Here is a 24,260-nt window from a genome sequence, read left to right as displayed (position 1 = left end):
CGCCCTCCGCCGCGCGCGCGACGTCCGCGCCGGCGCACGGCAGGGCGGCCGCCGCCAGCAGGGCGCCGGCGGCTTTCAGGAACTGGCGGCGCATCAGCGGAAGCTGTAGTTGGCCGACAGGAAGAACGAACGCCCGCGCGAATCCGTGTAGTTCGGATCGTAGCCCGCCAGGAAGCTGTAGATCTGGTTGGAGCGCGGCGGGTTGGTGTCGAGCAGGTTGCGGATGCCGCCACGCAGGCGCAGCGCCTTCGACCAGGCGTAGCTGCCGGTCAGGTCCCACAGCTGGTAGGCCTTGACGCGCCGTTCGCTGCCGTCCGGGTTCGGATTCTGGTCGCGGTAGTGCGAGTAGAAGGTTTGCTGCAAGGTTGCCGACCATGGGCCCAGGTCGTAGTCGAGGCTGAGCGTATGGCGCCAGCGCTGCACCACCTGGTCGTTGGCGAACACGCCCGCGCCATTCAGTTCCGGCGCATCGGCTTCACGCGTCTTGTAGTCCAGCACATAGGTGCCGGTCAGTCCGACTGCGACGCGGCCCCAGGCGCTGGCGGCGCTGCGCCAGTTGACGCCCAGGTCCAGGCCGGAAGTCTCCAGCGAGCCGATATTGCGCAGGCGCGAATCGATCGACAGGATGGGGCCGGGAATGCCGGGCAGGGATGGGTCGGCGGCGCCGCGCTCGATGTAGGCGGCATTGCGCACCGGGTCGCTGAAGTAGGAGCCTTCCGGCGCCACGATCACGTCCTGCTTGCGGATCTTCCAGTAGTCCAGGGTGGCGGTCAGGTTGCGCTGCGGTTCGAACACCACACCGGCCGAGAACTGCTTTGACGTTTCCGGCTTCAGCCCGGCGCGCCCGCCCAGCAGCTTGTCCGGCTGCAGGCCGCAGTAGTCCGGGTTGCCGGTGTTGTCGATGGCGGCGGTCTTGATGCAGCCCAGCGGGTCGTTGTAGATGCCGTTGGTCTGGCCGGTGCGCGGCGGGTTGTACAGGTCCGACAGCGACGGCGCGCGGAAGCCTTCGCCGTAGGAGGCGCGGGCGACGAACTCTTTCGCCGGCTGCCAGCGCAGGCCGAACTTCGGATTGGTGGTGGCGCCGAAGTCGTCGTAGCGGTCGTGGCGCAGGGCCAGTTGGGTTTCCACGCCGGCCAGGAACGGCAGGTTCAGTTCAACGTAGGCCGCTTTCACGGTGCGCTGGCCGGCAAAGGCGGCAGCGGCGCCGTCGCCGCGGATCTCGCCGGCAGCCAGCAGGGCCGACGGCGTGAAGCGCATCTTCTCCTTGCGGTATTCGCCGCCGACCGCAATCGCCGCCGTGCCGCCCGCCATCTCGAACAGGTCGCGCGTGGCTTTGGCATCGAACACATTGGTGGTGCCGCGCGACTGGCGCGCCGCGTCGTTGATCTTGGCGGCTTTCAGCAGGGCCTGGCCTTCCGCACCGGAGGCGCCGAAGGGATTGATCTTGCCGGTGGCGAAAGCGCTGTCGAAGGCGCTGGTGCGCACATAGCCGTCGATATACTGGTCGTCCACCGTGTTGACGCTGTGGTTCAGCCCCGTGTTGTAGTCCCAGCCGGCCAGCGTGCCTTTGGCGCCGAGCAGCAGACGCTGCGCGGTGGACTCGACTTCGTTGGTGCGATTGCCGCCTTCGGCCAGGCGCATCGAGACGCGCAGGTCGGTCTTGTTGGTGGTGATCAGGCTGTGCGGGTAATACTCGCCGGCCAGCGGGTAATTCAGGTTGGTGACGGTCAGCGGGCTGATACGGTAGGTGCTGCGCGTGACATTGTGCAGCGCTTCCGCAAACACGGTGTGGCCGCCGCCGGCCTCGAATTCGCCGCGCGCCAGCAGCGACAGGCGCTTCGACTCGGGGAAGATCTCGGTGTCCTGCATGTAGTCGTACAGGCAGGCCTGGCTGCCCACAAAACTGCCCGGCGCATACACGGTGGCCGGCGGGTTGCAGGCAGGCGCGGAAGGGTTCAGGCGCGGGCCGGTGGGCGAACCGTTGGCGCGCACGCGGCGCACGTTGGCCGGGAAGGTGTTGGAGCTGCCGACATCAAGGTTGATGTCGGGCTGGTAGGCCGAGCCGATCCAGTCGCGCTGGCCGGAGCGCAGCGGCTTGTTGTCCTGGTAGTCCAGCACCATGAAGGCGTTGTAGCCTTGCTCGCTGAGTTTGCCGGTGCCGCCCGACAGCGTGGCCATGGTCTTGCCCGCGCCGCCGTGCTGGGTGGCGCTGCCGTAGATGCTGGCGTCCGCGCCCACATAGTCGCTGCGCGTGATGAAGTTGATCACGCCGCCGATGGCGTCGGTGCCGTAGATGGCGGAGGCGCCGTCCTTCAGCACTTCGACGCGGGCGATGGCGGCGGCCGGAATGGCGTTCAGGTCGACGCCCGCGTTGGAACCGGGCGAGGCGAAGTTGGCCAGGCGGCGGCCGTTCAGCAGCACCAGGGTGGAGGATACGCCGATGCCGCGCAGGTTGGCGCCGTTGAAGCCGCGCTGGCCGGAGATGTCGCTGAAACTGGCGCCGTCGGTCAGGCCGGCCGCGCTGGCCGATACCTTGCCCAGCAGCTCGGCGGCGGTGGTCACGCCCGATTTATCGATGTCCTCGCGCCGGATCACCTGCACCGGCAGGGCGGTTTCCGCGTCCAGCCGCTTGATCGAGCTGCCGGTGATTTCCACGCGCTGCAGCTTGCTTTCCTCGGCCTGCGCCAGCGCCGCGCCGGTGGCGCCCAACGCCATTGCGCCAAACGCAAGGCGCAACAATCCCGCCAGCACCGTTGGTGCCGGAACCTGTCTCTGCTTCATTACTCTCTCCTGTTATCGACTCTTCTTGGGTTTCACTCTGCCGCCCTCTGCGCCATACAGATAGGCGGAGATGGCTTCGGTGAGGCGGGCTGCCTTTTCGACGTTGTCCTTGTTGGACACCATCAGCGTGGCAACCAGTGCTTCGATCAGCGCCAGGGCGGCGCTGGAGCTGCTTGGCAGGACCGGGTGCGTGGCTTGCGCAAACAGTGCTACATCTGCCAGCTCCGCCAGGGGCGAAGCCGGAGAATCGGTGAGCGAGACAATGCAGGCGGCGCGGCTGCGGGCAAATCCGGCCAGGCGGATCACGTCCAGCGCATAGCGCGGGAAGGAGATCACCACCAGCACATCCTTGGGCGTGATATTGGCGAGATGGCCGGCGGCCACCTCGGTGCCGCCGTGGCCGGCCACTTCCACCACGTGCTGGCAGAAGGGCTGCAAGTGCAGCGACAGCAGGCCGGCCAGGTGCGACGACAGGCCGAAACCCATCACATACACGGTGCGCGCGGCGGTCAGCTTCTGCACCACTTTCTGCAGGCCGGCGGCGTCCAGCGCCTGGGCCGTGGCGCCGATATTGGCGACGGTGTAGTCCAGGCTTTCCACCGCCGGCGCGCTGGCGCCCTGGCCGCGCTCGATGTTGTTGCGCAGCTTTTCCACCGGCTGCAGGATGCCCTGCATGGTGGCCGCCATTTCGCTGCGCATGGCGGCGTAGTTGGCGAAGCCGATGTCGCGAGCAAAGCGGCTGGCGGTGGCGTTGGAGACGGCGCAATGCTCGGCCAGCTCCTCGATGCCGAACGCCGTCACCCGCACCGGGTTGCGCAGCACGAAGTCGGCGATCGTGCGGCTGGAGGCAGAACCCTCGCTCAGCACGCGCTTGAGCTGCTGGCCCAGTGGTGACTGGGCGAACGCGACTTCAGGCGAGCTGGCTTCGTAGGTGCGGTGTGATTTCATGTAAGCGAATTTTCAAATATTGGAAAGATGAAAATTTATCCGATAACCGGAATGTACGCACCCTCGCGCTGGAATTCAACATTTTTCTGAAAATTTATTTTCATTTGCGCACAACGTGAAAAAATTGATACATAATCGGCCCGACCTGAACTTCGCCCGACATCATGCAAATCATCCGACACCCGATCAATGCGCTGACCAGCTACCATTTCGGCCAGCCCGGCGGCCGCAAGGCCTACATCCAGGCTGCGCTGCACGCCGACGAAGTGCCCGCCATGCTGGTGGCGCAGAGCCTGCGCACACGCCTGCACCTGCTGGAGCAGCAAGGCAGGGTGAGCGGCGAGGTGGTGCTGGTGCCGGCCGCCAACCCGCTCGGCCTGGCGCAGGTGATCAACGAGCGGCCGTTCGGCCGCTTCGACCTGGCCACCGGCATCAACTACAACCGCGGCTACCCGCAGTTGGGCGCACCGCTGGTGCGGGCGCTGCAAGGGCGCCTGGGGCCGGATGCCGGGGTCAATGTAAGCATGGTACGGGACCAGCTGCGCGCGCAAGTGGCGGCCTGGCAGCCCGCCACGGATGTGAACTTGCTGAAGAAAACCCTGCTGGCGCTGGCCATTGATGCCGACGTGGTGCTGGACCTGCACTGCGATAACGAGGCCGCGCTGCACCTCTATGCCAGCAGCGCCCAGGCGGACGCGCTGGAACCGCTGGCGCGCCTGCTGCACGCCAGCGCCCTGCTGCACAGCAGCGTGGCTGGCGGCGATCCGTTCGACGAAGCCTGCTTCCGCCCCTGGTCGGAGCTGGCGGAAAGCCTGGGCGCCCGCACGCCGCTGCCGCTGGCCTGCCTGGCCGCCACCGTTGAACTGCGCGGCGAGACGCAGGTGGACTACGCCACGGCGGCGCTGGACGCCGATGCCATCCTGCGCTACCTGTCGTTGCAAGGCATCGTCCAGATGGATGCGTTCGAGCTGCCGCCCGCCGCCTGCCGCGCCACGCCGCTGGAAGGCGTGCAGCGCCTGGATGCGCCGCACGCGGGCATGCTGGTCTACCTGCGCGCACTGGGCGACAGCGTGGCGGCCGGCGATGCCATCGTCGACCTGATCGATCCGGCCAGTGGCCATACCACCACGCTGCGTGCAGGTGTGGATGGCGTATTTTTCGCACGTTTATCGCACCGCTACGTGATCCGAGGCATGAATGTCGGTAAGATCGCCGGTGTGCATCCTCACCGAGAAGGCAATCTGCTCAGCCTATGAAAAAGCTCAAACTACCCAACACCTTCATCCTGCTGCTCATGATCCTGGCGCTGATCGCGCTGGCCACCTGGCTGGTGCCGGGCGGGAAGTACGACACCCACCTGGTCAACGGCAAGCAGCTGATCAACCCGGACAGCTTCCATTACATCGAGGGCAAGCCGCAGGGGCTGGCCGCGTTCCTGATGGCGCCGATCAAGGGCTTTGCCGAAGCGGGCCTGATCATCGGCTTCATCCTGCTGACCGGCGGCGCTTTTAACGTGCTGCACAAGACCGAGGCGGTGGACGCCATGATCAAGTCGATCGCGCGCGCCCACTCGCGTTCGCGGCTGGTGCGGGTGGGCGTGATCCCGCTGTTCGTCACCCTGTTCTCGCTCGGCGGCGCCACCTTCGGCATGAACGAGGAGGCCATCCCCTTCATCCTGATCTTCGTGCCGCTGGCGCTGGCGCTGGGATACGACACGATCGTCGGCGTCTCGATCCCGTTTGTCGGTTCGCAGGTCGGCTTCTCGGCCGCCTTCCTCAACCCGTTCAACGTCGGCATCGCGCAGAGCATTGCCGGCGTGCCGCTGTTCTCCGGCATGGGCTACCGCGTCATCGTCTGGTTCATCGCCACTGCCGTCACCATCGCTTTCCTGATGTGGTACGCCGCGCGCATCAAGCGCAACCCGGAGAAGAGCCCGACCTACCTGCTGGACCAGGAAAAGCGCGCCGAGGGCAGCATCGACTTCGGCAGCTTCGAGGGCATGACCGGGCGCCACAAGCTGGTGCTGTGGGTGTTCGCCGCCACCTTGGGCGGCATGGTGTTCGGCGTGGTGAAGTTCGGCTGGTTCATCGAGGAGATCGGCGCGCTGTTCCTGGCCATGACGGTGGTGGTGGCGCTGATCGGCCGCCTCAGCTCGGACGACGCGGTGGCGGCCTTTGTGCAAGGCTCGAAAGACCTGGTCGGCACGGCGCTGGTGATCGCGCTGGCACGCGCTACCATGGTGCTGGCGCGCGACGCGCAGATTATCGACACCATGCTGCACGGCCTGATGCCGCTGGTGGCGTCGTCCTCGCCGGTGTTCTCGGCGCAGAAGATGTTCCTGATCCAGACCGTGATCAATTTCTTCATCCACTCCGGCAGCGGCCAGGCCGCGCTCACCATGCCGATCATGGCGCCGCTGGCGGACCTGGTGGGCGTATCGCGCCAGACCGCCATCCTGGCCTTCCAGTTCGGCGAGTTCACCACGCCCATGATCCCGACCTCCGGCATCACGGTCGGCGTGCTGGCGCTGGCGCGCATCCCGTGGCTGACCTGGGCCAAGTGGATGATCCCGCTGCAGCTGATCTACCTGGTGCTGGCGCTGGTATTGCTGGTGCCGCCTAGCCTCATGAACTGGTAGGATGGCAGGCATGGACACCATCAAACACCCGATCTCCGCGCCGCACGGCACGGCGCACTACGAACTGACCAGCTACCATTTCGGCCAGCCGGGCGGGCCGAAGGCGTATATCCAGGCCGCGCTGCATGCGGACGAGGTGCCGGCCATGCTGGTGGCGCACGAGCTGCGCCAGCGCCTGGCCGCGCTGGAGGCGGCGGGCAAGGTGACGGGGGAGGTGATCCTGGTGCCGGCCGCCAATCCGATCGGCCTGACGCAGGTCATCAACGAGCGCCCGTTCGGCCGTTTTGACCTGAGCAATGGCATCAATTTCAACCGTGGCTATCCGCACTACTTCGAGCAGTTGAAGGCGCGCCTGGCCGCACCCGGGCAACTGGGCGCCGATGCCGACGCCAATGTGCGCACCATCCGCCGCCACCTGCGCGAGCTGGTGGCGCAGTGGCAGCCAACGTCGGACGCCACCACATTGAAGAAAGCCCTGCTGCAAATGGCGATCGACGCCGATGTGGTGCTCGATATGCATTGCGAAAATGAAGGGGAGCTGCACCTGTACGTCGGCACCTCGCTGTGCGGGATTGCGCAGCCGCTGGCGAACCTGATGGGCGCCTGCGCCGTGCTGCACACCGCCGGCGCCGGCGGCGAGCCGTTCGACGAGGCCTGCAGCCGCCTGTGGTGGGACCTGGCCGGCCATTTCGGCCCGCAGTTTCCGATTCCCTCGGCCTGCATGGCCGCCACCGTGGAACTGCGCGGCGAAGTATCGGTCAGCTATGAGCTGGCGGCGCGCGACGCGGACGCGATCATCGCCTACCTGGGCGTGCGCGGCATGCTCGACGCGGGCCAGGTCGCAGTGCCGGCGCACGGTTGCACGCCTACCCCGCTGGAAGGCACGCAGCGCGTCGACGCGCCGCATGCTGGCCTGCTGGTCTATCGGCGCGAGGTGGGCGACCTGGTGCGGGCGGGCGAGGTGATCGCCGACCTGATCGATCCGGTAACGGGCGAGGTGACGCCGCTGGCGTCGCAGGTGGACGGCGTGCTGTTCACGCGCCTGTCGCACCGCTACATCATTCGCGGCATGAACGTGGCGAAGATCGCCGGCGCCACGCCGTTCCGCAACGGCAGCCTGTTAAGCCTTTAAGGCGTTTCGACCGTCACGTTCTCGCGCGCGGCGATGGTGGAGGCGATCACGCGCCACAGGCCGGTCGGCGTGCGGCGCCAAAGCGTGATGTCGGCGGCCTTGTGCGGCTTGCCCGTGGCGCGGGCCAGGAATTCGCCGCAGGCGATTTCATACTGGATGCGGCCGTCGTCGAGCACGCTGCGGCTGGCGCTGACCGGGCCGCCGGCTTCGCGCCACCAGTCCTCCTTGTAGCTGCCGTCCACGCCCGCTTCATGCAGCGCCTCGTCGCTGTCGAAGCGCATGAAGCCCGCATCAGGCTCGGGGCTGACGAAAGGGTAGGCGATCTCCGGCCGCCATTCGCAGCGCTCGCCCTCAACCACGGTGGTGCCGGCAAAGCCGGTCATGTCCTTGCGGTCGGCGGGAATGCGCAGGTCGATGTGGAAGTCGGCGGCCTGCAACCACCAGACCGGCGTCACCAGGTCGCTGCTGCCGTTGCTGCGCCAGATACCCTTGCGCCGCCACAGCCCCTCATATGCCTGCGGGACGCTCATTTCAGATCGCCGGTCTCGAAGTAGACGGTGCCGCCGATGGCCGCCATGTTCACTTTGAGCGCCATGGCCAGGGCATCGTTGCCGGTTTGCTGCACGCCCCATCTGCGGACCTGGATCGCGCCCGTTGGCGCGCCCGGCGCGGCGTTATAGGCCACGATGTGGTCAAAGTCCGGGCGCGTGTTGATTTCCTTGATGAGGAAGCGCTGCTTGCCGCTGCCAAGCTGGATATAGCGCGCCAGCTTGGCGCTGTGCTCCTTGCTTTCCAGCTGGCGGAACACGATCACCTTGTCGATGACGATCCTGGCGCCCTTGAACCGGGGGCTGCCGCCGCGCTCAAAATGGCCCTGCACCAGGTCGGCGCGAAATTCCTTGCGCGGCTTTTCCGACTCGGGCGCAATGCTGCTCAACTCGAATTTTTCCGGGTCGATGGTCCACAGCGCGGTCTTGCCATCGAGCTGTTTGCGCAGCGCGGCGTCGGTCGCCTTGTCGGCGATATGGATTTGCAGGATGACCTGGAAATCATGCGGCGCATGGAACATCGGCAGGTGGGAGGCGTACAAGCCTTCCTGCCCGCCGAACAAGGCCATGCCGTGGGTGCCGTAGGTTTTATCGGCCGCCTGCAGCGGTAGGGTGCAGAGCGCAAGCAAGGCGCCCGCGAATGCGCGTCGTAATGGGTTCATGCACCCATTTTAGCGCTTCCTCAGTCGCGCAGCTCGGCCGGCACCGTGCCGCCGTTTTCCGCCAGCTTTTTCATCACCTGCTGATGCAGCCAGACGTTCATGGCGGCGGAATCGCTGCCGTCGCCGCTGTAGTGCAGCTCCTGCGCCAGTTCCTTGCGCGCTGCCAGGCTGGAATCGAGGTCGAGCAGCTTCAAGAGGTCGACAATGGAGGTGCGCCAGTTGAGCGGCTGTCCGGCCTGCGCCGCCTTGGCGTTCAGGATGGCTTCCACATCAACGGTGGCGGCGGCCGCGGCGGCCGTGGGCGCGGGAGCAGGCGTTTCAGCCCGCTGCATTGAAGGCGCACCAGAGGCCGGCGGTGGGGCGGCCTCTGGATGCGACGACGGGAAAATCTTGTGGAAAATCTTGCTCAGTATGCCCATGGGGTCCTCGCTTTCAAGTTGCGTGAAAGCTTAACAAGCATGGGCGGCCCTTAACGTGCGTTGCCTAACCGTTAGCGCAGATTAGCGCGCGATCATCTCGATCGTCCCCATATTGTCGTCCGGTTTGCGGTCGATCAGCTTGTTGTCGGGGTCGATGCCGGCCTTGGCCGGGCGGCCTGTCACCACCAGCTTGAAGGTCGACTCGCGGCGGTCGATCAGCTTGCGTTCGCGCAGCAGGGCGTTGCCGTCCTTGTCGTCGACGCCGACCTCGATCAGGTCGCGCACCGGCACTTCCTTTTCGGCGCCCAGTTCGTCGGCGCGCAGCTTGGCGGCGTGTACGGTCAGCGTCACATCGTATTTGCCGTCGGCGCGTTTCTCGGCGCTGGCGGAGACCACGCGGTTGTCGAACAGGACGATGGCGTTGAACAGGTCATCCACCAGGTAAGCCTGTTCCGGCGGCACGATGCGGCGCAAGCCGTCCACCAGCACCGTCACGCTTGGATACGGCGGCGCGTGGTTGGCGTGCTGGCGCAGCAGCTCGGCCAGCAGCGCATTGATCTTGGCCTCGCCCACGATATCGGCCAGCAGGTACATGGCCATGCTGCCCTTGTGGTAGTGGATGTAGCTCTGGTTTTCGTTGTCCGCCAGCGGCAGTTCCCGCTTGTTCTCGGTAGCGCGGCCGAACAGGTATTTGTTCAGGTCATAGCGCAGGAAGCGGCGCATGCGCTGCGGACCGAAGCTTTTCTTCATCACCATCAGCGCCGAGTATTCGGCCAGGGTCTCGCTCAGCACCGTGGCGCCGCGCGTATTGCCGCCCACCAGCTGGTGCGCCCACCACTGGTGCGCCACTTCGTGCGCGGTGATGTAGGTGGGGTAGTCGATGTCTTTCGGGTTCTTGTCGTCCACCTTGGCGATAAAGCCCACCGCTTCCGAGAACGGGATGGTGTTGGGGAACGATTGCGCGAATCGCTCGTAGCGCGGGAATTCCACAATGCGCACGATCTTGTGCTGGTAGGGGCTGAAGTTGCGCGTGTAGTAGTCGAGCGAATCCTTGACGCCTTTCACCATGCGGTCCAGGTTGTACTCGTGGCCCGGCTGGTAATAGATTTCGATGCCCACGTCCTGCCACCAGTCGTGTTTGACGGCGTAGCGCGCCGACTGGAAAGCGTAGAAGTTCAGGATCGGCTGCTCCATCTTGTAATGGAAATAGCGGCGGCCATGCTTGCGCCATTCCTTCACCAGCGTGCCCGGCGCCACGGCGGTCTGGTCGCCGGCGGTGCCGAGGGTCGCTTCAAAGGTCACCCAATCCGCGTCGGCGCCGATATAGTTGCGCGACAGGCCTTTGGGGTCGTCACGCGGCAGGGCGCGCTCCTGTTCCGGCAGGCCGTGCTTCTTGCGGTCGCGCGGGTCGGTCAGTTCGGCGTGGCGCTGGTAGCCGATGTGCGGCAGCACCGTGTTGTTGAAGAAGGTGCCGTTGTTCAGCACCGGCGTGGTCTTGCCCAGGTTGAAGAAGCCCTTCGGCTCGTAGCCCAGCACAAAGTCCAGCGTGATCGTTTCGCCCGGCTGCAGCGGGCGCTCCAGGCGGTAGCTATAGAAGCCCAGCTCTTCGTCGTTCAGCACGCGGTGCACCGCGCTGCCGAATTTCAGCGAGTGGATGTCGGCATCGGCATTCTGCTGGATGTAGATGGTGCTGACCGCCTGCTGGGTTTTATTCTCCAGCTGGTACCAGCCTTTCACCTTGAGCGTGCGCTGTTCCGGATACATGTCCAGGCCCAGCTTCACGTCGGTGATGCGCGGCTGCGCCACGTCCAGCACCTGCTTGTATTTGCGCTCGTACGCGGCGCGCTGGGTGTCGCGGCCGAAGTTGGTCTGGTAGCCGCCGGCGCACAGGTTATACGCCAGCACGCCGCCCGCGCCGAGGAAGACCGCCAGGCCGACAGCAAAGCTGGCCAGCACCGGCAGGGTCAGTGAATGGCGCGCCAGGCTGGCGCGCTGGCGCCATTCCTCATTGGTGCCGCGCGGCCAGAACACCACGGCCAGCACCAGCAGCATGACGGCGGCACCGGCCCAATACAGGGTGTACCAGCGCTCGCGCACCATGAAGTGGCCAAAGCCGTTCATGTCGGAGTACGGCAGGTCGGGCGTCACGCCGTACATCAGCATCGGGTGGTCCAGGCCGAGCGAGGCCGCCGTGATCGTGGTCACGTAGTAGACGATCATCACGAAGTAGGCCACATACTTGTGGTTCACCAGCACCTGTACCGCGATCGCCAGCACCGCGATCAGGGCGCATGCCGGCAGCTGCACCGTGAACAGCCATTCGAAATAGAGGCCGGGCTGCAGGTTGAAGTAGCCCTTGAACAGCTGGATCGACATGCCGACCAGCATGACGATGAACAGCAGGAAGGCTTGCACGCCGATCAGGCCGAACAGCTTGGACAGGATCGGCAGCCAGGTCGGCACCGGCAGCGCGTCCAGCATTTGCGACATGCGGTGCTCGCGCTCGCGCCACACCATTTCGCCGGCATAGAAGGTGGTCACCACCAGCATGAACAGCGAGAAGGTGTTGGTCACCAGCTCCAGCACCTGGTACGTGACCGGGTAGGTGCCGGTGCCGAACATGGAACCCATGTCGAGCGAACCGGCATACATGGTCAGCACGCCGGCCAGCACGATGACGAAGAAATAAATGTTCTTGATCGTCTCGCGCAGGTTCAGGTAGCTGAAGCGCAGCAGCAGCAGTCCCAGGCTGCGCGCCTTGAAGTCCGGCTTTTCGTTGGTGTCGGCGGCGGCCTGGGTCAGGGCGGCCGGCATCTCGCTGTCGCTGCGCGCAGCGGCGCCGCTATCGACCGTGCTGACGAAATGGAAGCGCCAGTACCCCAGTAGCAGCGCCACCAGGGCAAACGAGGACCAGATCACGCGGTTCAGCAGGAACACGCCTTCCGGCAGCACCATGCGCACATTGCGTTCGGCGATCGGCCAGTACTCGGTCAGGCGGATCACGGCGGTAGTGCCGAAGGGGTCGATCAGGGCCGCCAGGGTTTTGTAATCGAGGTCGCGCGCCAGGCCCGGCGCCACGATATAGCCGACCAGCATCACCACGCTGAACACATACACCGGCAGCATGCGGCGCGTCAGCGCGGCCAGCACGAAGAAGATGGCGCCGAAGATAAACAGGTTGGGCAGCAGCGACAGCGCGTACGGCAGCAGGTAGTGCAGCAGATTGAATGGCCCCAGGCGTTCCGGGTCGATGCCGGGCACCTGGGTGCCGATCCACACGCCGAGCGGGATCGAGGCGAACACCACGCACAGCACCAGCCAGGCGCCGAGGAAGCGGCCAAACATGTACTGGGCTTTGCGGATGGGGGCGGAGAAGAAGAAGTGGTGCGTCTCGTACTCAAAGTCCTGCTGCACCGCGCGCCCCATGACGGCGGCGACGATGATCACGCCCATGCAGCCGAGGAAGGAGGAGGTCAGCATGATCGAGCGCGGCGCATTGATGAACACGCGCCCGCCGAAAGTGATGATGGCTTCCTTGAACACGCCGCCGGCGGCCGCCATCCACAGCACTGCCAGCAGCATGAACATGCCGAAGTAGATCCAGGTCGAAACCAGCTTCAGGCGCTGTTTCGCTTCAAAGAGGGCGATGGCGAACATGGCGCGCCTCAGCAAGGCTGGCTGAAGTCATGGCGACCGAGGATGGTCGCGAAATACAGGTCCTCCAGGTCGCCCAGGGCCTCCTCGAAACCGTCGCCCGGGTCCTCGTCGTTATAAACGTGGATCAGGGTGCGGCCCGACATCAGGCGCGTTGAAATCACGGCATGGCGCTGCTGGAAATAGGCCAGCTCCTTCTTGTCGACAAAGCGCGCCCAGATCTTGCAGCTCACCTCATCGATCAGTTGCTGGGTGGCCCCGGCCACCAGCAGCTTGCCCTTGTTGATGATCGCCATATTGGCGCACAGGTCGGCCACGTCGGACACGATGTGGGTGGACAGGATCACGGTGCGGTCTTCGCCGATATCGGACAGCAGGTTGTGGAAGCGCACGCGCTCCTGCGGGTCCAGGCCGGCGGTCGGCTCGTCGACGATGATCAGTTTCGGATCGCCCAGCAAGGCCTGCGCGATGCCGAAGCGCTGGCGCATGCCGCCGGAGAAGCCCCCCAGGCGCTGGTTGCGCACTTCGAACAGGTTGGTTTGCTGCAGCAGGCCGTCCACCACTTCGCGCCGGCGGCTGCGGTGCGACAGGCCCTTCAAAATGGCAAAGTGGTCGAGCAGTTCGTAAGCGGTCACTTTCGGGTAAACGCCGAAATCCTGCGGCAGGTAGCCCAGCAGGCGGCGAATTTCATCCTTCTCGTCCAGCACATCCAGGTCGCCGAAAAAGACCGAGCCGGAATCGCATTCCTGCAGGGTGGCCAGGGTCCGCATCAAGGTCGACTTGCCGGCCCCATTCGGGCCCAGCAAGCCGAACATGCCGGAGGGGATGGTCAGCGACACGTTATCGAGCGCGACCACACCGTTGGCATATGTCTTTGACAAGTTCTTGATGCGTAATTCCATGGTGACTCCGCTAACCCCTTTTCACATGATGGCATTGTATTGAATACGCGACATATCGGTTGCCCTTATGCGATAGCCCGTACATTCCGCCCCCCAGGATGCGCATTCCGGGGAACGGAAAGTGGCATTCTGGCGTTGGTTTAGCACTAAAGTTTCAAGGGTAACAAGGTTGATACCCCCGCGCAAGGAACAAATCTGGTCAAAACTGCTATATAGTCCCAAGCCATGCAAGTACATCACCCCAAACTTGATGCGGCAGTGCAGGAAAAGATCCTGACGGTGACGCGTTGCGGCCTGACGACCAGCGAATCGAGCGGCTTTTTCCGTACCGCCATCGGCCTGTATTACCTGGCCAGCCTGATGACCAAGGAACAACTGGACTTCAAAGCGCTCGACAAAGCCTTCAACCGCTTCGTCTACCGCTCCATCGGCGGCGGGCATAGCATGACCAGCATCCTGCAGTTCATGAGCGGCGCCAGAGTGGTGGAAGTGCTCGACTCGCCCCGCTTCATGCGCGCGATGGCCGATTACCTGCCCGAGGTGCCGGTGGATTCGATTCCCTTCCTGCTGGGACTCAACCTTGGGGTGGCAAAAGACATTTCCAAGATCGACGCGCGCGGCCCGGTGGCCGACTGGCTGGAAAAGCAGCGCCAGTTGCGCGAAGGCGAAGCATGATCCTGCTGCCTGCCGTGTTGTCGCTGCTGCTTGGCACGTTGCTGGTCGGCATACTGGCGAAGCTGGCGGTGCGCCTGGTGCGCCACCATCGCCTGGCTTGGCGCCACGCCTTCGCCTACGGCGCGCTGGTCACGGTGGCCGGCCTGGCGGGCGTGCTGCTGCGTTTCTTCAGCGGCATCGTGTTGCCGAGCGCGCTCGGCGCCGCGATCGCGTTTGCATTCCACGCACTGATGGGCGGCTGGTTCCTCGGCCGCCATGTACAAGAGCGCGATGGCCGGCGCACGCCCTTCCTGCGCGGCGCCTTCCTCGGCGTGCTGATCTTCGTGCTGGTGCTGGCTGTGGGTTTTGCGTTCGGCGGCTTGTTGGCCCTGGTGGATCTGCAGCAGGGACCGGCCGCCACGCTCAAGGGCATATAATGTGGCCTTCCGTACAAGCTTGGTGACACACTATGAACCGCTATCATTCCCCCCTTGACCGTTTCATTACTGGCGCTGACAAGGCGCTGCGCGTGCTGGCTGGCGTGCATTCGGCATCGCGCCCGAACCCAGCGGTGCATGCGGCGGACGCGGATATGACGGAGAAAGAGCACCGCCACAGCGCGGGCCTGATGCGCGTGAACCATGTGGGCGAGGTGATGGCGCAGGCGCTGTACAACTCGCAATCGCGCTTTGCCAAGAGCGACGAAGCGCGCGCCGCCTTCGACAAGGCCAGCCGCGAAGAGGAAGACCACCTGGCCTGGTGCGCTTCGCGCCTGGCGGAACTGGGCTCGCAACCAAGCTTCCTGAATCCCCTGTTCTACGCCGGCGCTTACGCGCTGGGCACCGCCGCGGCGCTGGCGGGCGATAAGCAGAGCCTGGGCTTTGTGGTGGAAACCGAGCGCCAGGTGGAAGCGCACCTGGCCAGCCACCTCGACATGCTGCCGCCGCAGGACGCCAAATCCCGCGCCATCGTCGAGCAAATGCGTGTCGATGAAATCGCGCACGGCAAAGCGGCGGAGGATATGGGTGCTGAGAAGACCCCGCTGCCGATCCAGCTGGCGATGAAGGCCATGTCGAAGGTCATGACCTCGACCACCTATTACATCTAAGAGATGCGGGCTGCCCTGAGCGCCCAGCCAAGGATCATCACTGCAGTGATCGTGCTTAAAAGACACCCGAGGCTTTCATGATCCAGCCGGTGGTCGCTATGAGGTTGGCGATGGTAAAGCCGGCCACCCAATAGATCAATCTCATGTGGACCCGGCGCAGCTCGACGAGCTCGGCATGCACGGCATCGAACCTGCGGTCAGTGTGGTAGCGCAAAGTATCGGTGTGGTCGCGCGCTGCATCGATGTGATCTCGCAGGGCATCGATGTGATCACGCATGGCATCGATGTGATCACGCAGGTCGTCCATTCGCTTGTAAGTCAGCTCGCGAAATGCTTCGACTTTTCCGTCGAGTAAGATTATCTGCTCTCGTAGGAGAGTTAGCTCCTCTTTAAGCGCATCCATGTTCACTTCCAGTTTGACAACACGCCCCTCAGGTCGGCATTAGTTCGACTCTGCCGCACGCGGCTGCGGGAGGCTTTGAGGTTGGACAGGGTATATTCGGAAAGGTTCAACTTTTTTGCGGCGGCGCTCGCTAGCGTCGCGCGCATCGGCGAGAGTTCACATGGTCAGGGCTTTGATGGCGGCGGCGTAGGCGTTGCGGACCTCTTTGGTTTTCATCATGGACTGGTAGGCCTGGTCGACCTGCTCCAAAGTGGCGTCGGGCGCTACATTGAGGACCAGGTGCCAGGGTGTTTGCGCGGCAGCTTCTTGCGCGGCCAGCAGGCGGCCAATGCCCCAGTAGCCGCCGGCAAGGCCCAGCAGGATGGCGATTATTTCGTGGGTGGACATGCTGCGAGTTCCTGGTTGAGGGCGGCATGGTAGGCCGCCAGCGCTTGCGCGCGCGCGGTGCCTTCCGCTTCCCACGAGATGGCGTGGTCGAGGCGTTGGAGCACGATGGGCAGGGTGCTGTTCCAATCGTCGCTTCGCAGCAGGCGGCGGCCGGCGGAGATCAGTTCTTCCTGCGCCTGCGCGTGCCAGCTGATATGGCGCGCCAGGTTAATGGCAAACGGCGGACAGGTGAGCGATTCGAAGGCGAGAGCGCCAACTTGGCGCGATGTCAGCGCGAGGGCGTGGCGGCGGAACCACGTAAAGCCCAGCGCCACTAGTGCCACGGCGTAGAACAGCACAATACCGGCCGCAATCGCCACATTGCCGAAGCGCGAGAATAAACCCAGCGGGATCAGGCCAAATAGGGCCAGCGCCATCAGCCACACCAGCGGCGCCAGCACTTTGTACGGGCCAAAGGGCGGCGGCGTCCAGCGCGCTGCCGTCCCGCTCGCGCCGGACGCGAGCTGCTGATTCCAATGGAAGGGAAACAGCGGGCGGTGCGGCAGCAAGGGGTGGGGAACGAAGGGCTCCTTGCCGCGCAAGGTGAAATGCTGGGCGCCGAAGTGCAGCGACCAGCGGCCAGCCAGCGATGCCGTCAGTACGCCTTCGTTGGCGTGCAGCAGCCGCGCTGAGTCGTAGAGGTAGAGGCCGACCAAGGCGACCAGCAGCAGTACCTCGGCCGGGATGGGCATCAATTGCTGGTTTCTTTCTTCTTGAACAGCGACTTCAGGCCGGCAAGAACCGCGATGCCGCCGATTGCGATCAGCTTCCACATCTTGGCGAAGAAGAGGGCGGCGGCGGCCCAGAAGCCTTTCTTGGTCGCGATGGCGGCAGCGCCGCCGGTAACCAGTGCCGCCAGGCCGAATTCCGCCACGTGGTCGCCGGCCTTGAATTCGGAGTACTTCTCGCCGTCGTTGAAATCATAGCCTTGCAGGGTCTTGCGGAAGCTGGCGACGTCGGCATCCAGCGTTTCCGGCGACGATACCAGGGTTGCGCTCATCACGCCGGTACGGCCCAGCAGGCGGATGGTGTAGTTCAGCGAGATGCCTTGTTCGGAACGCAGTTTCAGGCCCCATTCCAGCTGTTTGGTTTTTTCATCGTAATGCGGTGGGACGTACCAGCCCTCGGTGTGCAGCTCGCCCAGGCCCAGGCGCTTGCGTTCCTCGTTGGCTGGGCCGTCGTTCTCCTTCAGCGTTTTCAGCAGCGCGTCGGGATCGATTTTTTCGCCTTCCTTGACGTAGCCGCTGGGGTCGAAGGTAAAGTCTGCCCACCAGCCATTTTCGTTGTCGAGCACGATGAAGTTGCCATCTTCCGGCAGGTTACCGGTCAGCTCCAGGAAGCGGCGCGAGTTTTTCTCGTCCAGGAACTGGACTTTGTCGTTCGGCGTTTTCAGGGTGGCCTTGCCGGCAATGTTCTCGGCGCGCGGGCCGGTGTGCCATTCCAGCTTGTCAAACTCTGCCTTGCGTTGTTCAGCAGTCATTTGCTGCGCCATGGCCAGCGCAGGCAGGAGGGCGAACGCCGCCATCCAATTACGGATCTTCATTTTAATTTCCCCATGGAATTATTGTATTAATCCCAAGAGGATAGCAGCCGGCACCCCCTCCAAAATGCGTACTTTGTCACCGCCGCAGGCTGCGCTCGATGGCGCCGGTGCTGGCGGCTTTCAGCAGGCGCTGGAATTTGGGGCATTCGGCGTGGCTGGGGGCGGGGCAGGCGGCGGCGTGGCGCAGACCTTCGCTCATGGCTTTCAGGCGCTTGGCCAACGCCTCGATTTCTTCGGCCTTGGCCAGCAGGAAAGCGCGGTCGATGGCGGTGCCGCCGTCGGGTGTGAACATGGCGCCGATTTCATCGAGCGACAGGCCGGCCGACTGGCCGAGGGCGATCAGTGCCAGCGTGTCCAGCACGCTGGGGGCGTAAGTGCGCCTTAGACCGTTGCGGCCGGCGGGCTTGATCAGCCCCTTTTTCTCGTAGTAGCGCAGGGTCGAGGCGGCGACGTGGGCGCGCTCGGCGACTTCGGCAATATCCATTGGCATAAATCCCTTGACTTGAAGTTGACTTCAACTTCTACAGTGTGGACATCGTTCAAGGAGATTGCAATGGAAATCATCGTTATCGGCATCGGCGCGACCGTGATCATGGACTTGTGGCTGATGCTGCTCAAACGGCTGGGCGTGAAGACGCTGAACATGGCCTTCATCGGCCGCTGGGCGGGCCACCTGGCGCAGGGGCGCTTTGCGCATGCCTCGATCGGGGCGGCGGCGCCGGTGCCGGGCGAGGGGGCGCTGGGCTGGCTGGTGCATTACGCGACGGGTATCGCTTTCGCGGCGGCGCTGGTGGCGGTGGCGGGGCCGGGCTGGCTGGCGGCGCCTACGCTGGCGCCGGCGCTGCTGGTCGGCGTGGCCACGGTGGGCGCGCCGCTGTTCGTGATGCAGCCGGCGATGGGCCTGGGTGTCGCGTCCAGCAAGACGCCGGCGCCAATCAGGAACTGCCTGCGCAGCCTGGCCAACCATGCCGTGTTCGGCTTTGGACTTTATCTCTCCGCTTTACTCGTCAAAGGAATCGCAGCATGAAGAAGATCGCAATCGTTTATCACAGCGCGCATGGGCACACCGCGCACATCGCCTCGCATATCGCGCAGGGCGCCGCCAGGGTGGCGGGGATTCAAGTGCATGTGCTTCAGGCGACGGAGTTAGCTGCCGCGCCGGATGCCTTGCTGCAGTACGATGGCTTGCTGCTTGGCTCGCCCACTTACCTGGGCGGCGTGTCGGGCGTGTTCAAGACGTTCATGGATGCGACGGGCAAGCTGTGGCGCGCGCAGCAACTGAAGGGAAAACTGGCTGGCGGTTTTACGGTGTCTTCGCTGCCGGCGGGGGACAAACAGTCGACGCTGATGTCGATGTTCACCTTCTGCATGCAGCACGGCATGCTGTGGGCGGGGAATGCCATCATCCCCGAGCAACAGCAAGGCGTGCCTTACGAGGAGGCGGCGAATCGCCTGGGTTCGTGGACCGGCATGATGGCGCAGGCGGGCCACGGTGCGCCGAGCGACGATTTCGCCGCCGGCGATATCAGGACGGCCCTGCTGTTCGGGCAGGGCTTTGCGGAGACCCTGCTCAGGCTTCGATAATTTCGAAGCTGTGGGTGATTTGCGCGGTCTTGGCCAGCATGATGCTGGCGGAGCAGTACTTGTCGTGCGACAGGGTGATGGCGCGATCGACCACTTCCGGCTTCAGGCCTTTGCCGGTGACGACAAAGTGGAAATTGATCTTGGTGAAAACCTTCGGCTCGGTCTCGGCGCGTTCGGCCTGCAGGGTGACTTCGCAGCCTTGCACGTCGGCGCGGCCCTTTTTCAGGATCAGCACCACGTCATAGGCGGTGCAGCCGCCGGTGCCCAGCAATACCATCTCCATCGGGCGCGGCGCCAGGTTATGGCCGCCGCCTTCTGGCGCGCCGTCCATATTGACCATGTGGCCCGAGCCCGTCTGGGCGCGGAAACTCATGCCCGACGGGCCATTCCAGCTGACTTTCACTTCCATCGAAATCTCTCCGTAAAATGCGTCCGGGCATTATACGGTCATCATGTATTTCTCGCTCTTCATGCGCCGCTCGGTGTACCAGACGCACAGCATGGCCAGCAGCAGGCTGCTGAAGAAGGTTTGCAGGAAGGGCAGCAGGCCGATGCTCTGGCCCTTGGCCAGTTCGCGCAGCAAGGTCTGGTTGGAGAGCACCGGCACCATATACATCCACCAGCTATTGGACAGGTTCATCATCGGCACCACAATCACCGGCACCAGCGGCACGATCATGGTGAAGCTGACCAGGGTTTGCGCTTCCTTGAAGGAGCGGGCGTTGATGGCGAGGGCGATTTCCAGCGCGGCGGCGAACAGCGACAGTGCCACCGACGCCAGGCAGACCATGGCCAGGTCGCGCCAGCCCAGGCGCCAGGACAGGCCGATTTCCTCCAGCGGCAGCCATTTCAAAATCCCGTGCGCGATCGCCAGCTCCAGCGTGATGCCGACGATCGACAGCAGGGACGCGGCCAGCCATTTGCCGATGATCAGGTCGGCCGGCCGCACCGGTTGCGCCATCAGCACTTCCAGCGAGCGCCGTTCGCGTTCGCCGGCGGTGCTGTCCACCGCGGTGCTCATGCAGAACATGAAGGCGGGGATGAAGAAGATGCCGAGCATGGTGCTGATGGTGTTGGCCGAGCGCGCGGCGCTGCTGCCGGCGTCGTAGCGCTGCACCAGCACGGGGTTCAGGTTGACCGGCGAGACGCCGTGCGCCAGCAGGCGCGCGCTGGCGATATTGCGGCTGTAGTCGCGCAGCACGTATTCCACTTCGTCCAGCTTGCGCGCGCTGTCGGAGGCGGAGTCGAACCACAGCTCGACCCGCGCCGGGCGCATGGCGTGATAGTTCTCCGCGAATTCCGGCGTCAGGCGCAGCACGGCGGTCACAGTCTGGCGCCGCAGCAGGGAATTGATTTCCTCGTCCTGCATCGGCTCCAGCTCGGTGATGTTGACATTGCGCTGGCGCAGCTGGTTCATCAGGGTCGGCGCCTGGTCGCCGCCGATCACGGCCAGCTCCACGCCTTCGCGTTCCGGCTTGGTGGCACGGTCGATCTGGCGGTGCAGCACCAGGCCGACCAGCAAGGGGTACATCAGCACGAACAGCAGCAAGAGGCTGAGGGCGCGCCGGTCGCGCAGGGTTTCCACCAGCTCCTTGCGCAGCACAATGGGGAATTTGAGTTTCACAGTTCGATCCCTTCCTCGGTGCCGACCAGGCGCACGAAGGCGTCTTCCAGGCTGGACAGACCGGCTTTCTCGCACAGCTGCTGCGGTGTGCCCTGCGTGACGGTGGTGCCTTTGGCGATCACGATCACGTCGTCGCAGGAGTGGATCACTTCCTGCATGACGTGGGTGGCCATGATCACGCAGCAGCCGTCGGCTTTCAGCGCGGCCAGGGCGCGGCGCAGGGCGCGCGTGCTCATGACATCGAGGCCGCGGCTTGGCTCGTCCAGCAACAGGTGGCGCGGGCGGTGCAGCAGCGTGCGCGCCAGGGCGACCTTGATGCGCTGGCCTTGCGAGAAGCCCTTGGCGCGGCGGTCGATGATGTCTTCCAGCGACAGCAGCTCGGTCACCTCGCGCGTGCGCTCGTCGATGGCGGCGTCGGCCATGTCATTCAGCTCGCCGAAGTAGCGCAGGTATTCGCGCGTGGTCAGGCGTTCGTACAGGCCGAACTGGTCGGTCAGCACGCCCACATTGCGCCGCACCGCCATGGGGTCGAGCGCCGGGTCGACGCCGTCGATGGAGATGGTGCCGTGGTCGCGTTGCAGCAGGCCGACCAGGGTGCGCAGCAGGGTGGTCTTGCCGGCGCCGTTCGGGCCGAGCAGGGCGGTGATGATGCCGTTGCGCGCGGTGAAGCTGGCGCCGGCCAGTGCCTGGACTTTGCCGAAGCGCTTGCAGAGGTTCTGGACTTCGATCATGGTTGCGGTCCCGCGCTATTGAGCTGGAAAGTGGGCGCCGGGATCTCGCTCAGGCAGTCGGCCTTGAGCGCGGTTTCCGGCTGGTCGAGGAAGCTGCGCATCAGGCGTGGCATGCAGCCCAGGGGCGAGACGATATGGCCGCCATTCTTCACCACCAGGTGTTGCGCCTTCTTCATGTATCTGCGGGCGGACTCGGCGCGCCGCGGCGGCGTGACCGGGTCGAGCGCGCCGGACATCAGCAGCACCGGCGCTTCGATCATGCTCGGCTCCTTGTAAGGCACGGCGGGCACGGACATGGCCTCGCACATCTGCCCGATGCGCATGATCTGCGGCGCGCCGAGGAAGGTGCCCTTGGTGTCCTCCGCCAGCAGTTGCGGCGTCAGGCGCGGGAAGTCCTCGGCGCACACCACGGCCAGGTGCAGCGGCATGGCCGGCCCGCCGTCGGAGGCGAAGTCGCGCGAGACATTGCTGCGCGCGATGAAGGGCTGCCAGCGGTCCTGGTAGGCGCTGTGGATCAGAAAGGGCAGGCGGCGGCTGTCGGCCTGCGAGTACAGGATGTTGTGCACCGTGCCCAGGAAGCGCATGCTGGTCATTTCCACCTGGCTGGCTTCCGCCGTGCGCGGGTCGGGCAGGTTCAGGGTAGTGGGCGCCTTGGCCAGGCGCGCCGCCAGCGCGTCGAACTCGGCGCGCAGGTTGGGGAAGGCGGCGGCGCACACGGCATCGTCGGCGCATTGCTTGAACAGGGCGTCCAGCGCCGCCTGCGCGTCGCGCGCGCCGGCCGGCACCACCTGGTCGGGCGCGGCTACGCCGTCCAGCACCATGGCGCGCACGCCGGCGGGATACAGGCGGGCATAGGTCTGGGCCAGGCGGCTGCCGTAGGAACCGCCCCACAGGTTGATGCGGCCGTAGCCCAGGGCGCTGCGCACCGCTTCGATATCGCGCGCGGCCTGCTCGGTTGTATACAAGTTGAAGCGCTTGTTCAGGCCCTTGATGCAGGCGCGGGTTTCGGCCAGCAGCTGGTCTTCCGTGGCGGTTTCGACATTTTTGCCGGGCTTGCAATCGAGTTTGCCGGACAGGCCGGTGCCGCGCTGGTCGATCAGCACGATGTCGCGCGTGGCGCGCACTTTGCGGAAGGTGGTGTTCAGCAGGGGCACCAGGTCGCTGCCCGCCTCGCCGGGGCCGCCGGCCAGCAGGAACAAGGGGTCGCGCCGGGCCGATTCGCGCAGGGCCGGGGCCACCACCACGTGCAGGCTGAGGGTGGCGCCGGGGGCGCGGTGGTCGAGCGGCACCGCCAGGCGGTGGCAGCGCAGCGATTCCTCGGTGCCGGGCAGGTGGCAATCCTTGCCGGCCTGGCCTTGGGCCAGTGCCAGGGCCGGCGCCAGCAGCGCGGCCGTCGCCACCAGGCGGCGCAGCATGGGGGAAACCATGGCCGTCTCCTCTTATGGTTCTGGAGCTCCATAGTAGCTCTGCAATATTTGCTTAGCAACGGAAACACGGTACCGGGGCAGGGTTGACTCGGCAAGCCGATCCGCGCTACAATCGCCAGCTTTCCTTTTCGCTCGGGAAAATTCAACAAGAAGGCTGCGTCCGCTGAAGTACAGGGGCGGAACCACCGATAGAGCGTTTTTAAACTCACAGAAAGTTCAAACATGAAAACTTTTTCCGCTAAGGGCCATGAAGTCCAGCGCGATTGGTTCGTGATTGACGCGACGGACAAAGTCCTCGGCCGTGTTGCCAGCGAAGTGGCACGCCGACTGCGCGGCAAGCATAAGCCAGAATTCACCCCTCACGTTGACACCGGCGACTTCATCGTTGTCGTGAACGCAGGCAAACTGCGCGTGACCGGTACCAAAGCAACCGAGAAGACCTACTACCGTCACTCCGGTTACCCAGGCGGTATCTACGAGACCAACTTCCTGAAGATGCAACAGCGCTTCCCAGGCCGCGCCCTGGAAAAAGCGGTGAAAGGCATGCTGCCGAAGGGTCCTCTGGGCTACGCCATGATCAAGAAGCTGAAAGTGTACGCTGAGGGTTCCCACCCACACGCTGCCCAGCAACCAAAAGCACTCGAATTCTAAGGAACTGACATGATCGGTAACTACAACTACGGCACCGGCCGTCGCAAGAGTGCAGTTGCTCGCGTGTTCATCAAAGCTGGCACCGGCCAGATCATCGTGAACGGCAAGCCAGCAGCTGAGTACTTCTCCCGTGAAACCGGCCTGATGGTGATCCGTCAGCCGCTGGAACTGACCGGCAACGTTGAACGTTTCGACATCAAAGTCAACGTTCACGGCGGCGGCGAATCCGGCCAGGCAGGCGCAGTGCGCCACGGTATCACCCGTGCACTGATCGACTACGATGCAGGCCTGAAGGGCGATCTGGCACGTGCCGGCTACGTCACTCGCGATGCGCGTGAAGTTGAACGTAAAAAAGTTGGTCTGCGCAAAGCACGTCGCGCAAAGCAGTTCTCGAAGCGTTAATCCGTTTCTTGGCTGGACAAAAA

Annotated in this window: 26 protein-coding genes; 10 read left to right on the top strand and 16 right to left on the bottom strand. The window is 64.5% G+C overall.

All coding sequences use genetic code 11. The annotated features are described in order from the left end of the window. Positions 1-93 precede the first annotated feature (93 nt). Together GTP41_RS16205 and GTP41_RS16200 are read right to left on the bottom strand one after the other, a co-directional pair. The gene (locus tag GTP41_RS16205; protein WP_161026606.1) at positions 94-2,781 is read right to left on the bottom strand and encodes a TonB-dependent receptor; all 2,688 of its coding nucleotides are present in this window, start codon (positions 2,779-2,781) and stop codon (positions 94-96) included. A gap of 12 nt (positions 2,782-2,793) precedes the next feature. Further along, positions 2,794-3,729 carry a MurR/RpiR family transcriptional regulator gene (locus tag GTP41_RS16200; RefSeq protein WP_161026605.1) on the bottom strand — a complete coding sequence of 312 codons (936 nt, stop codon included), beginning with the start codon at positions 3,727-3,729 and terminating at the stop codon, positions 2,794-2,796. 164 nt (positions 3,730-3,893) lie between these two features. Between GTP41_RS16200 and GTP41_RS16195 the strand changes: the two genes are divergently transcribed. Genes GTP41_RS16195 through GTP41_RS16185 form a run of 3 tightly spaced genes read left to right on the top strand, consistent with a single transcriptional unit; the run spans position 3,894 to position 7,499 of the window. Further along, complete coding sequence (locus GTP41_RS16195) at positions 3,894-4,985, top strand: succinylglutamate desuccinylase/aspartoacylase family protein (RefSeq protein ID WP_161026604.1); 1,092 nt, start codon at positions 3,894-3,896, stop codon at positions 4,983-4,985. Then, positions 4,982-6,367, top strand: a complete 1,386-nt coding sequence (locus GTP41_RS16190) for a YfcC family protein (RefSeq protein ID WP_161026603.1) — start codon at positions 4,982-4,984, stop codon at positions 6,365-6,367. The genes GTP41_RS16195 and GTP41_RS16190 overlap by 4 nt, the downstream gene beginning before the upstream one ends. A 10-nt stretch (positions 6,368-6,377) precedes the next feature. Continuing rightward, positions 6,378-7,499 (top strand): succinylglutamate desuccinylase/aspartoacylase family protein, encoded by a 1,122-nt coding sequence (locus GTP41_RS16185; RefSeq protein WP_161026602.1) that lies wholly within the window; start codon positions 6,378-6,380, stop codon positions 7,497-7,499. Here the strand turns inward: GTP41_RS16185 and GTP41_RS16180 are convergent. From GTP41_RS16180 to GTP41_RS16160, 5 genes are all read right to left on the bottom strand, one after another. After that, positions 7,496-8,029, bottom strand: a complete 534-nt coding sequence (locus tag GTP41_RS16180; protein WP_161026601.1) for a hypothetical protein — start codon at positions 8,027-8,029, stop codon at positions 7,496-7,498. The genes GTP41_RS16185 and GTP41_RS16180 overlap by 4 nt on opposite strands. Beyond that, positions 8,026-8,709: a hypothetical protein gene (locus tag GTP41_RS16175; protein ID WP_229502906.1), complete on the bottom strand. Its 684-nt coding sequence runs from the start codon at positions 8,707-8,709 to the stop codon at positions 8,026-8,028. Before GTP41_RS16175 ends, GTP41_RS16180 begins: the two co-directional genes overlap by 4 nt. A 20-nt stretch (positions 8,710-8,729) precedes the next feature. Further along, complete coding sequence (locus tag GTP41_RS16170; RefSeq protein WP_161026600.1) at positions 8,730-9,128, bottom strand: DUF3597 domain-containing protein; 399 nt, start codon at positions 9,126-9,128, stop codon at positions 8,730-8,732. Positions 9,129-9,209: 81 nt separating this feature from the next. Then, positions 9,210-12,785 (bottom strand): ABC transporter permease/M1 family aminopeptidase, encoded by a 3,576-nt coding sequence (locus GTP41_RS16165; RefSeq protein WP_161026599.1) that lies wholly within the window; start codon positions 12,783-12,785, stop codon positions 9,210-9,212. Between the two features lie 8 nt (positions 12,786-12,793). Further along, entirely contained in the window at positions 12,794-13,684 is an 891-nt protein-coding gene (locus GTP41_RS16160; protein WP_161026598.1) for an ABC transporter ATP-binding protein, read from the bottom strand. Between the two features lie 225 nt (positions 13,685-13,909). On the opposite strand from GTP41_RS16160, the gene GTP41_RS16155 reads away from it, so the two are divergent. The 3 genes from GTP41_RS16155 to coq7 are packed head-to-tail and all read left to right on the top strand — an operon-like array spanning position 13,910 to position 15,446. Continuing rightward, positions 13,910-14,359: a hypothetical protein gene (locus GTP41_RS16155; RefSeq protein ID WP_161026597.1), complete on the top strand. Its 450-nt coding sequence runs from the start codon at positions 13,910-13,912 to the stop codon at positions 14,357-14,359. Then, positions 14,356-14,775: a hypothetical protein gene (locus GTP41_RS16150; protein ID WP_161026596.1), complete on the top strand. Its 420-nt coding sequence runs from the start codon at positions 14,356-14,358 to the stop codon at positions 14,773-14,775. Before GTP41_RS16155 ends, GTP41_RS16150 begins: the two co-directional genes overlap by 4 nt. Before the next feature lie 32 nt (positions 14,776-14,807). Continuing rightward, on the top strand, positions 14,808-15,446 hold the full coding sequence (coq7, locus tag GTP41_RS16145) for a 2-polyprenyl-3-methyl-6-methoxy-1,4-benzoquinone monooxygenase (protein WP_161026595.1): 639 nt from the start codon (positions 14,808-14,810) through the stop codon (positions 15,444-15,446). Positions 15,447-15,501: 55 nt separating this feature from the next. Here the strand turns inward: coq7 and GTP41_RS16140 are convergent, their stop codons facing one another. The 5 genes from GTP41_RS16140 to GTP41_RS16120 form a co-directional block, all read right to left on the bottom strand. Beyond that, the gene (locus GTP41_RS16140; protein ID WP_161026594.1) at positions 15,502-15,849 is read right to left on the bottom strand and encodes a hypothetical protein; all 348 of its coding nucleotides are present in this window, start codon (positions 15,847-15,849) and stop codon (positions 15,502-15,504) included. A 156-nt stretch (positions 15,850-16,005) separates the two neighbouring features. After that, the gene (locus tag GTP41_RS16135; RefSeq protein ID WP_161026593.1) at positions 16,006-16,236 is read right to left on the bottom strand and encodes a hypothetical protein; all 231 of its coding nucleotides are present in this window, start codon (positions 16,234-16,236) and stop codon (positions 16,006-16,008) included. Then, positions 16,218-16,970 (bottom strand): hypothetical protein, encoded by a 753-nt coding sequence (locus GTP41_RS16130; RefSeq protein WP_161026592.1) that lies wholly within the window; start codon positions 16,968-16,970, stop codon positions 16,218-16,220. Before GTP41_RS16130 ends, GTP41_RS16135 begins: the two co-directional genes overlap by 19 nt. Further along, positions 16,967-17,818: a DUF2167 domain-containing protein gene (locus GTP41_RS16125; protein WP_161026591.1), complete on the bottom strand. Its 852-nt coding sequence runs from the start codon at positions 17,816-17,818 to the stop codon at positions 16,967-16,969. The genes GTP41_RS16130 and GTP41_RS16125 overlap by 4 nt, the downstream gene beginning before the upstream one ends. Before the next feature lie 76 nt (positions 17,819-17,894). Then, positions 17,895-18,302 carry a helix-turn-helix domain-containing protein gene (locus GTP41_RS16120; RefSeq protein WP_161026590.1) on the bottom strand — a complete coding sequence of 136 codons (408 nt, stop codon included), beginning with the start codon at positions 18,300-18,302 and terminating at the stop codon, positions 17,895-17,897. 69 nt (positions 18,303-18,371) lie between these two features. Between GTP41_RS16120 and GTP41_RS16115 the strand changes: the two genes are divergently transcribed. After that, the gene (locus tag GTP41_RS16115) at positions 18,372-18,845 is read left to right on the top strand and encodes a DUF2938 domain-containing protein (RefSeq protein ID WP_161026589.1); all 474 of its coding nucleotides are present in this window, start codon (positions 18,372-18,374) and stop codon (positions 18,843-18,845) included. Then, positions 18,842-19,402, top strand: coding sequence for a flavodoxin family protein (locus tag GTP41_RS16110; protein WP_161026588.1), 561 nt, complete (start codon positions 18,842-18,844; stop codon positions 19,400-19,402). The genes GTP41_RS16115 and GTP41_RS16110 overlap by 4 nt, the downstream gene beginning before the upstream one ends. Here the strand turns inward: GTP41_RS16110 and GTP41_RS16105 are convergent. The 4 genes from GTP41_RS16105 to GTP41_RS16090 are packed head-to-tail and all read right to left on the bottom strand — an operon-like array spanning position 19,389 to position 23,184. Further along, the gene (locus GTP41_RS16105; RefSeq protein WP_161026587.1) at positions 19,389-19,811 is read right to left on the bottom strand and encodes an OsmC family protein; all 423 of its coding nucleotides are present in this window, start codon (positions 19,809-19,811) and stop codon (positions 19,389-19,391) included. The two genes, GTP41_RS16110 and GTP41_RS16105, sit on opposite strands and share 14 nt — an antisense overlap. Before the next feature lie 30 nt (positions 19,812-19,841). Further along, positions 19,842-21,026 (bottom strand): ABC transporter permease, encoded by a 1,185-nt coding sequence (locus tag GTP41_RS16100; RefSeq protein ID WP_161026586.1) that lies wholly within the window; start codon positions 21,024-21,026, stop codon positions 19,842-19,844. After that, entirely contained in the window at positions 21,023-21,757 is a 735-nt protein-coding gene (locus GTP41_RS16095; RefSeq protein WP_161026585.1) for an ABC transporter ATP-binding protein, read from the bottom strand. Before GTP41_RS16095 ends, GTP41_RS16100 begins: the two co-directional genes overlap by 4 nt. After that, complete coding sequence (locus tag GTP41_RS16090; RefSeq protein ID WP_229502905.1) at positions 21,754-23,184, bottom strand: alpha/beta fold hydrolase; 1,431 nt, start codon at positions 23,182-23,184, stop codon at positions 21,754-21,756. The genes GTP41_RS16095 and GTP41_RS16090 overlap by 4 nt, the downstream gene beginning before the upstream one ends. A 222-nt stretch (positions 23,185-23,406) precedes the next feature. On the opposite strand from GTP41_RS16090, the gene rplM reads away from it, so the two are divergent. Further along, positions 23,407-23,835: a 50S ribosomal protein L13 gene (gene rplM, locus GTP41_RS16085; RefSeq protein WP_028102306.1), complete on the top strand. Its 429-nt coding sequence runs from the start codon at positions 23,407-23,409 to the stop codon at positions 23,833-23,835. Positions 23,836-23,844: 9 nt separating this feature from the next. Then, the gene (gene rpsI, locus GTP41_RS16080) at positions 23,845-24,237 is read left to right on the top strand and encodes a 30S ribosomal protein S9 (RefSeq protein ID WP_161026584.1); all 393 of its coding nucleotides are present in this window, start codon (positions 23,845-23,847) and stop codon (positions 24,235-24,237) included. Positions 24,238-24,260 lie beyond the last annotated feature (23 nt).

It is taken from the genome of Pseudoduganella guangdongensis (genome assembly GCF_009857475.1).
Taxonomy (GTDB): domain Bacteria; phylum Pseudomonadota; class Gammaproteobacteria; order Burkholderiales; family Burkholderiaceae_D; genus Rugamonas; species Rugamonas guangdongensis.
The sequence above is the reverse complement of the archived record's forward strand: the minus strand, read 5'-3'. Positions and strand labels throughout refer to the sequence as shown.

Excerpts from the sequence above, each read along its gene's own strand:
- GTP41_RS16125 (WP_161026591.1), bottom strand. The coding sequence starts at position 17,818 with ATGAAGATCCGTAATTGGATGGCGGCGTTCGCCCTCCTGCCTGCGCTG.
- GTP41_RS16205 (WP_161026606.1), bottom strand. The coding sequence starts at position 2,781 with ATGAAGCAGAGACAGGTTCCGGCACCAACGGTGCTGGCGGGATTGTTG.
- GTP41_RS16165 (WP_161026599.1), bottom strand. The coding sequence starts at position 12,785 with ATGTTCGCCATCGCCCTCTTTGAAGCGAAACAGCGCCTGAAGCTGGTT.
- GTP41_RS16120 (WP_161026590.1), bottom strand. The coding sequence starts at position 18,302 with ATGGATATTGCCGAAGTCGCCGAGCGCGCCCACGTCGCCGCCTCGACC.
- GTP41_RS16180 (WP_161026601.1), bottom strand. The coding sequence starts at position 8,029 with ATGAGCGTCCCGCAGGCATATGAGGGGCTGTGGCGGCGCAAGGGTATC.
- GTP41_RS16155 (WP_161026597.1), top strand. The coding sequence starts at position 13,910 with ATGCAAGTACATCACCCCAAACTTGATGCGGCAGTGCAGGAAAAGATC.
- GTP41_RS16185 (WP_161026602.1), top strand. The coding sequence starts at position 6,378 with ATGGACACCATCAAACACCCGATCTCCGCGCCGCACGGCACGGCGCAC.
- GTP41_RS16105 (WP_161026587.1), bottom strand. The coding sequence starts at position 19,811 with ATGGAAGTGAAAGTCAGCTGGAATGGCCCGTCGGGCATGAGTTTCCGC.
- GTP41_RS16110 (WP_161026588.1), top strand. The coding sequence starts at position 18,842 with ATGAAGAAGATCGCAATCGTTTATCACAGCGCGCATGGGCACACCGCG.
- GTP41_RS16090 (WP_229502905.1), bottom strand. The coding sequence starts at position 23,184 with ATGGTTTCCCCCATGCTGCGCCGCCTGGTGGCGACGGCCGCGCTGCTG.
- GTP41_RS16140 (WP_161026594.1), bottom strand. The coding sequence starts at position 15,849 with ATGGATGCGCTTAAAGAGGAGCTAACTCTCCTACGAGAGCAGATAATC.
- GTP41_RS16195 (WP_161026604.1), top strand. The coding sequence starts at position 3,894 with ATGCAAATCATCCGACACCCGATCAATGCGCTGACCAGCTACCATTTC.
- GTP41_RS16170 (WP_161026600.1), bottom strand. The coding sequence starts at position 9,128 with ATGGGCATACTGAGCAAGATTTTCCACAAGATTTTCCCGTCGTCGCAT.
- GTP41_RS16095 (WP_161026585.1), bottom strand. The coding sequence starts at position 21,757 with ATGATCGAAGTCCAGAACCTCTGCAAGCGCTTCGGCAAAGTCCAGGCA.
- GTP41_RS16150 (WP_161026596.1), top strand. The coding sequence starts at position 14,356 with ATGATCCTGCTGCCTGCCGTGTTGTCGCTGCTGCTTGGCACGTTGCTG.
- rplM (WP_028102306.1), top strand. The coding sequence starts at position 23,407 with ATGAAAACTTTTTCCGCTAAGGGCCATGAAGTCCAGCGCGATTGGTTC.
- GTP41_RS16135 (WP_161026593.1), bottom strand. The coding sequence starts at position 16,236 with ATGTCCACCCACGAAATAATCGCCATCCTGCTGGGCCTTGCCGGCGGC.
- GTP41_RS16200 (WP_161026605.1), bottom strand. The coding sequence starts at position 3,729 with ATGAAATCACACCGCACCTACGAAGCCAGCTCGCCTGAAGTCGCGTTC.
- GTP41_RS16175 (WP_229502906.1), bottom strand. The coding sequence starts at position 8,709 with ATGAACCCATTACGACGCGCATTCGCGGGCGCCTTGCTTGCGCTCTGC.
- GTP41_RS16115 (WP_161026589.1), top strand. The coding sequence starts at position 18,372 with ATGGAAATCATCGTTATCGGCATCGGCGCGACCGTGATCATGGACTTG.
- rpsI (WP_161026584.1), top strand. The coding sequence starts at position 23,845 with ATGATCGGTAACTACAACTACGGCACCGGCCGTCGCAAGAGTGCAGTT.
- GTP41_RS16160 (WP_161026598.1), bottom strand. The coding sequence starts at position 13,684 with ATGGAATTACGCATCAAGAACTTGTCAAAGACATATGCCAACGGTGTG.
- coq7 (WP_161026595.1), top strand. The coding sequence starts at position 14,808 with ATGAACCGCTATCATTCCCCCCTTGACCGTTTCATTACTGGCGCTGAC.
- GTP41_RS16190 (WP_161026603.1), top strand. The coding sequence starts at position 4,982 with ATGAAAAAGCTCAAACTACCCAACACCTTCATCCTGCTGCTCATGATC.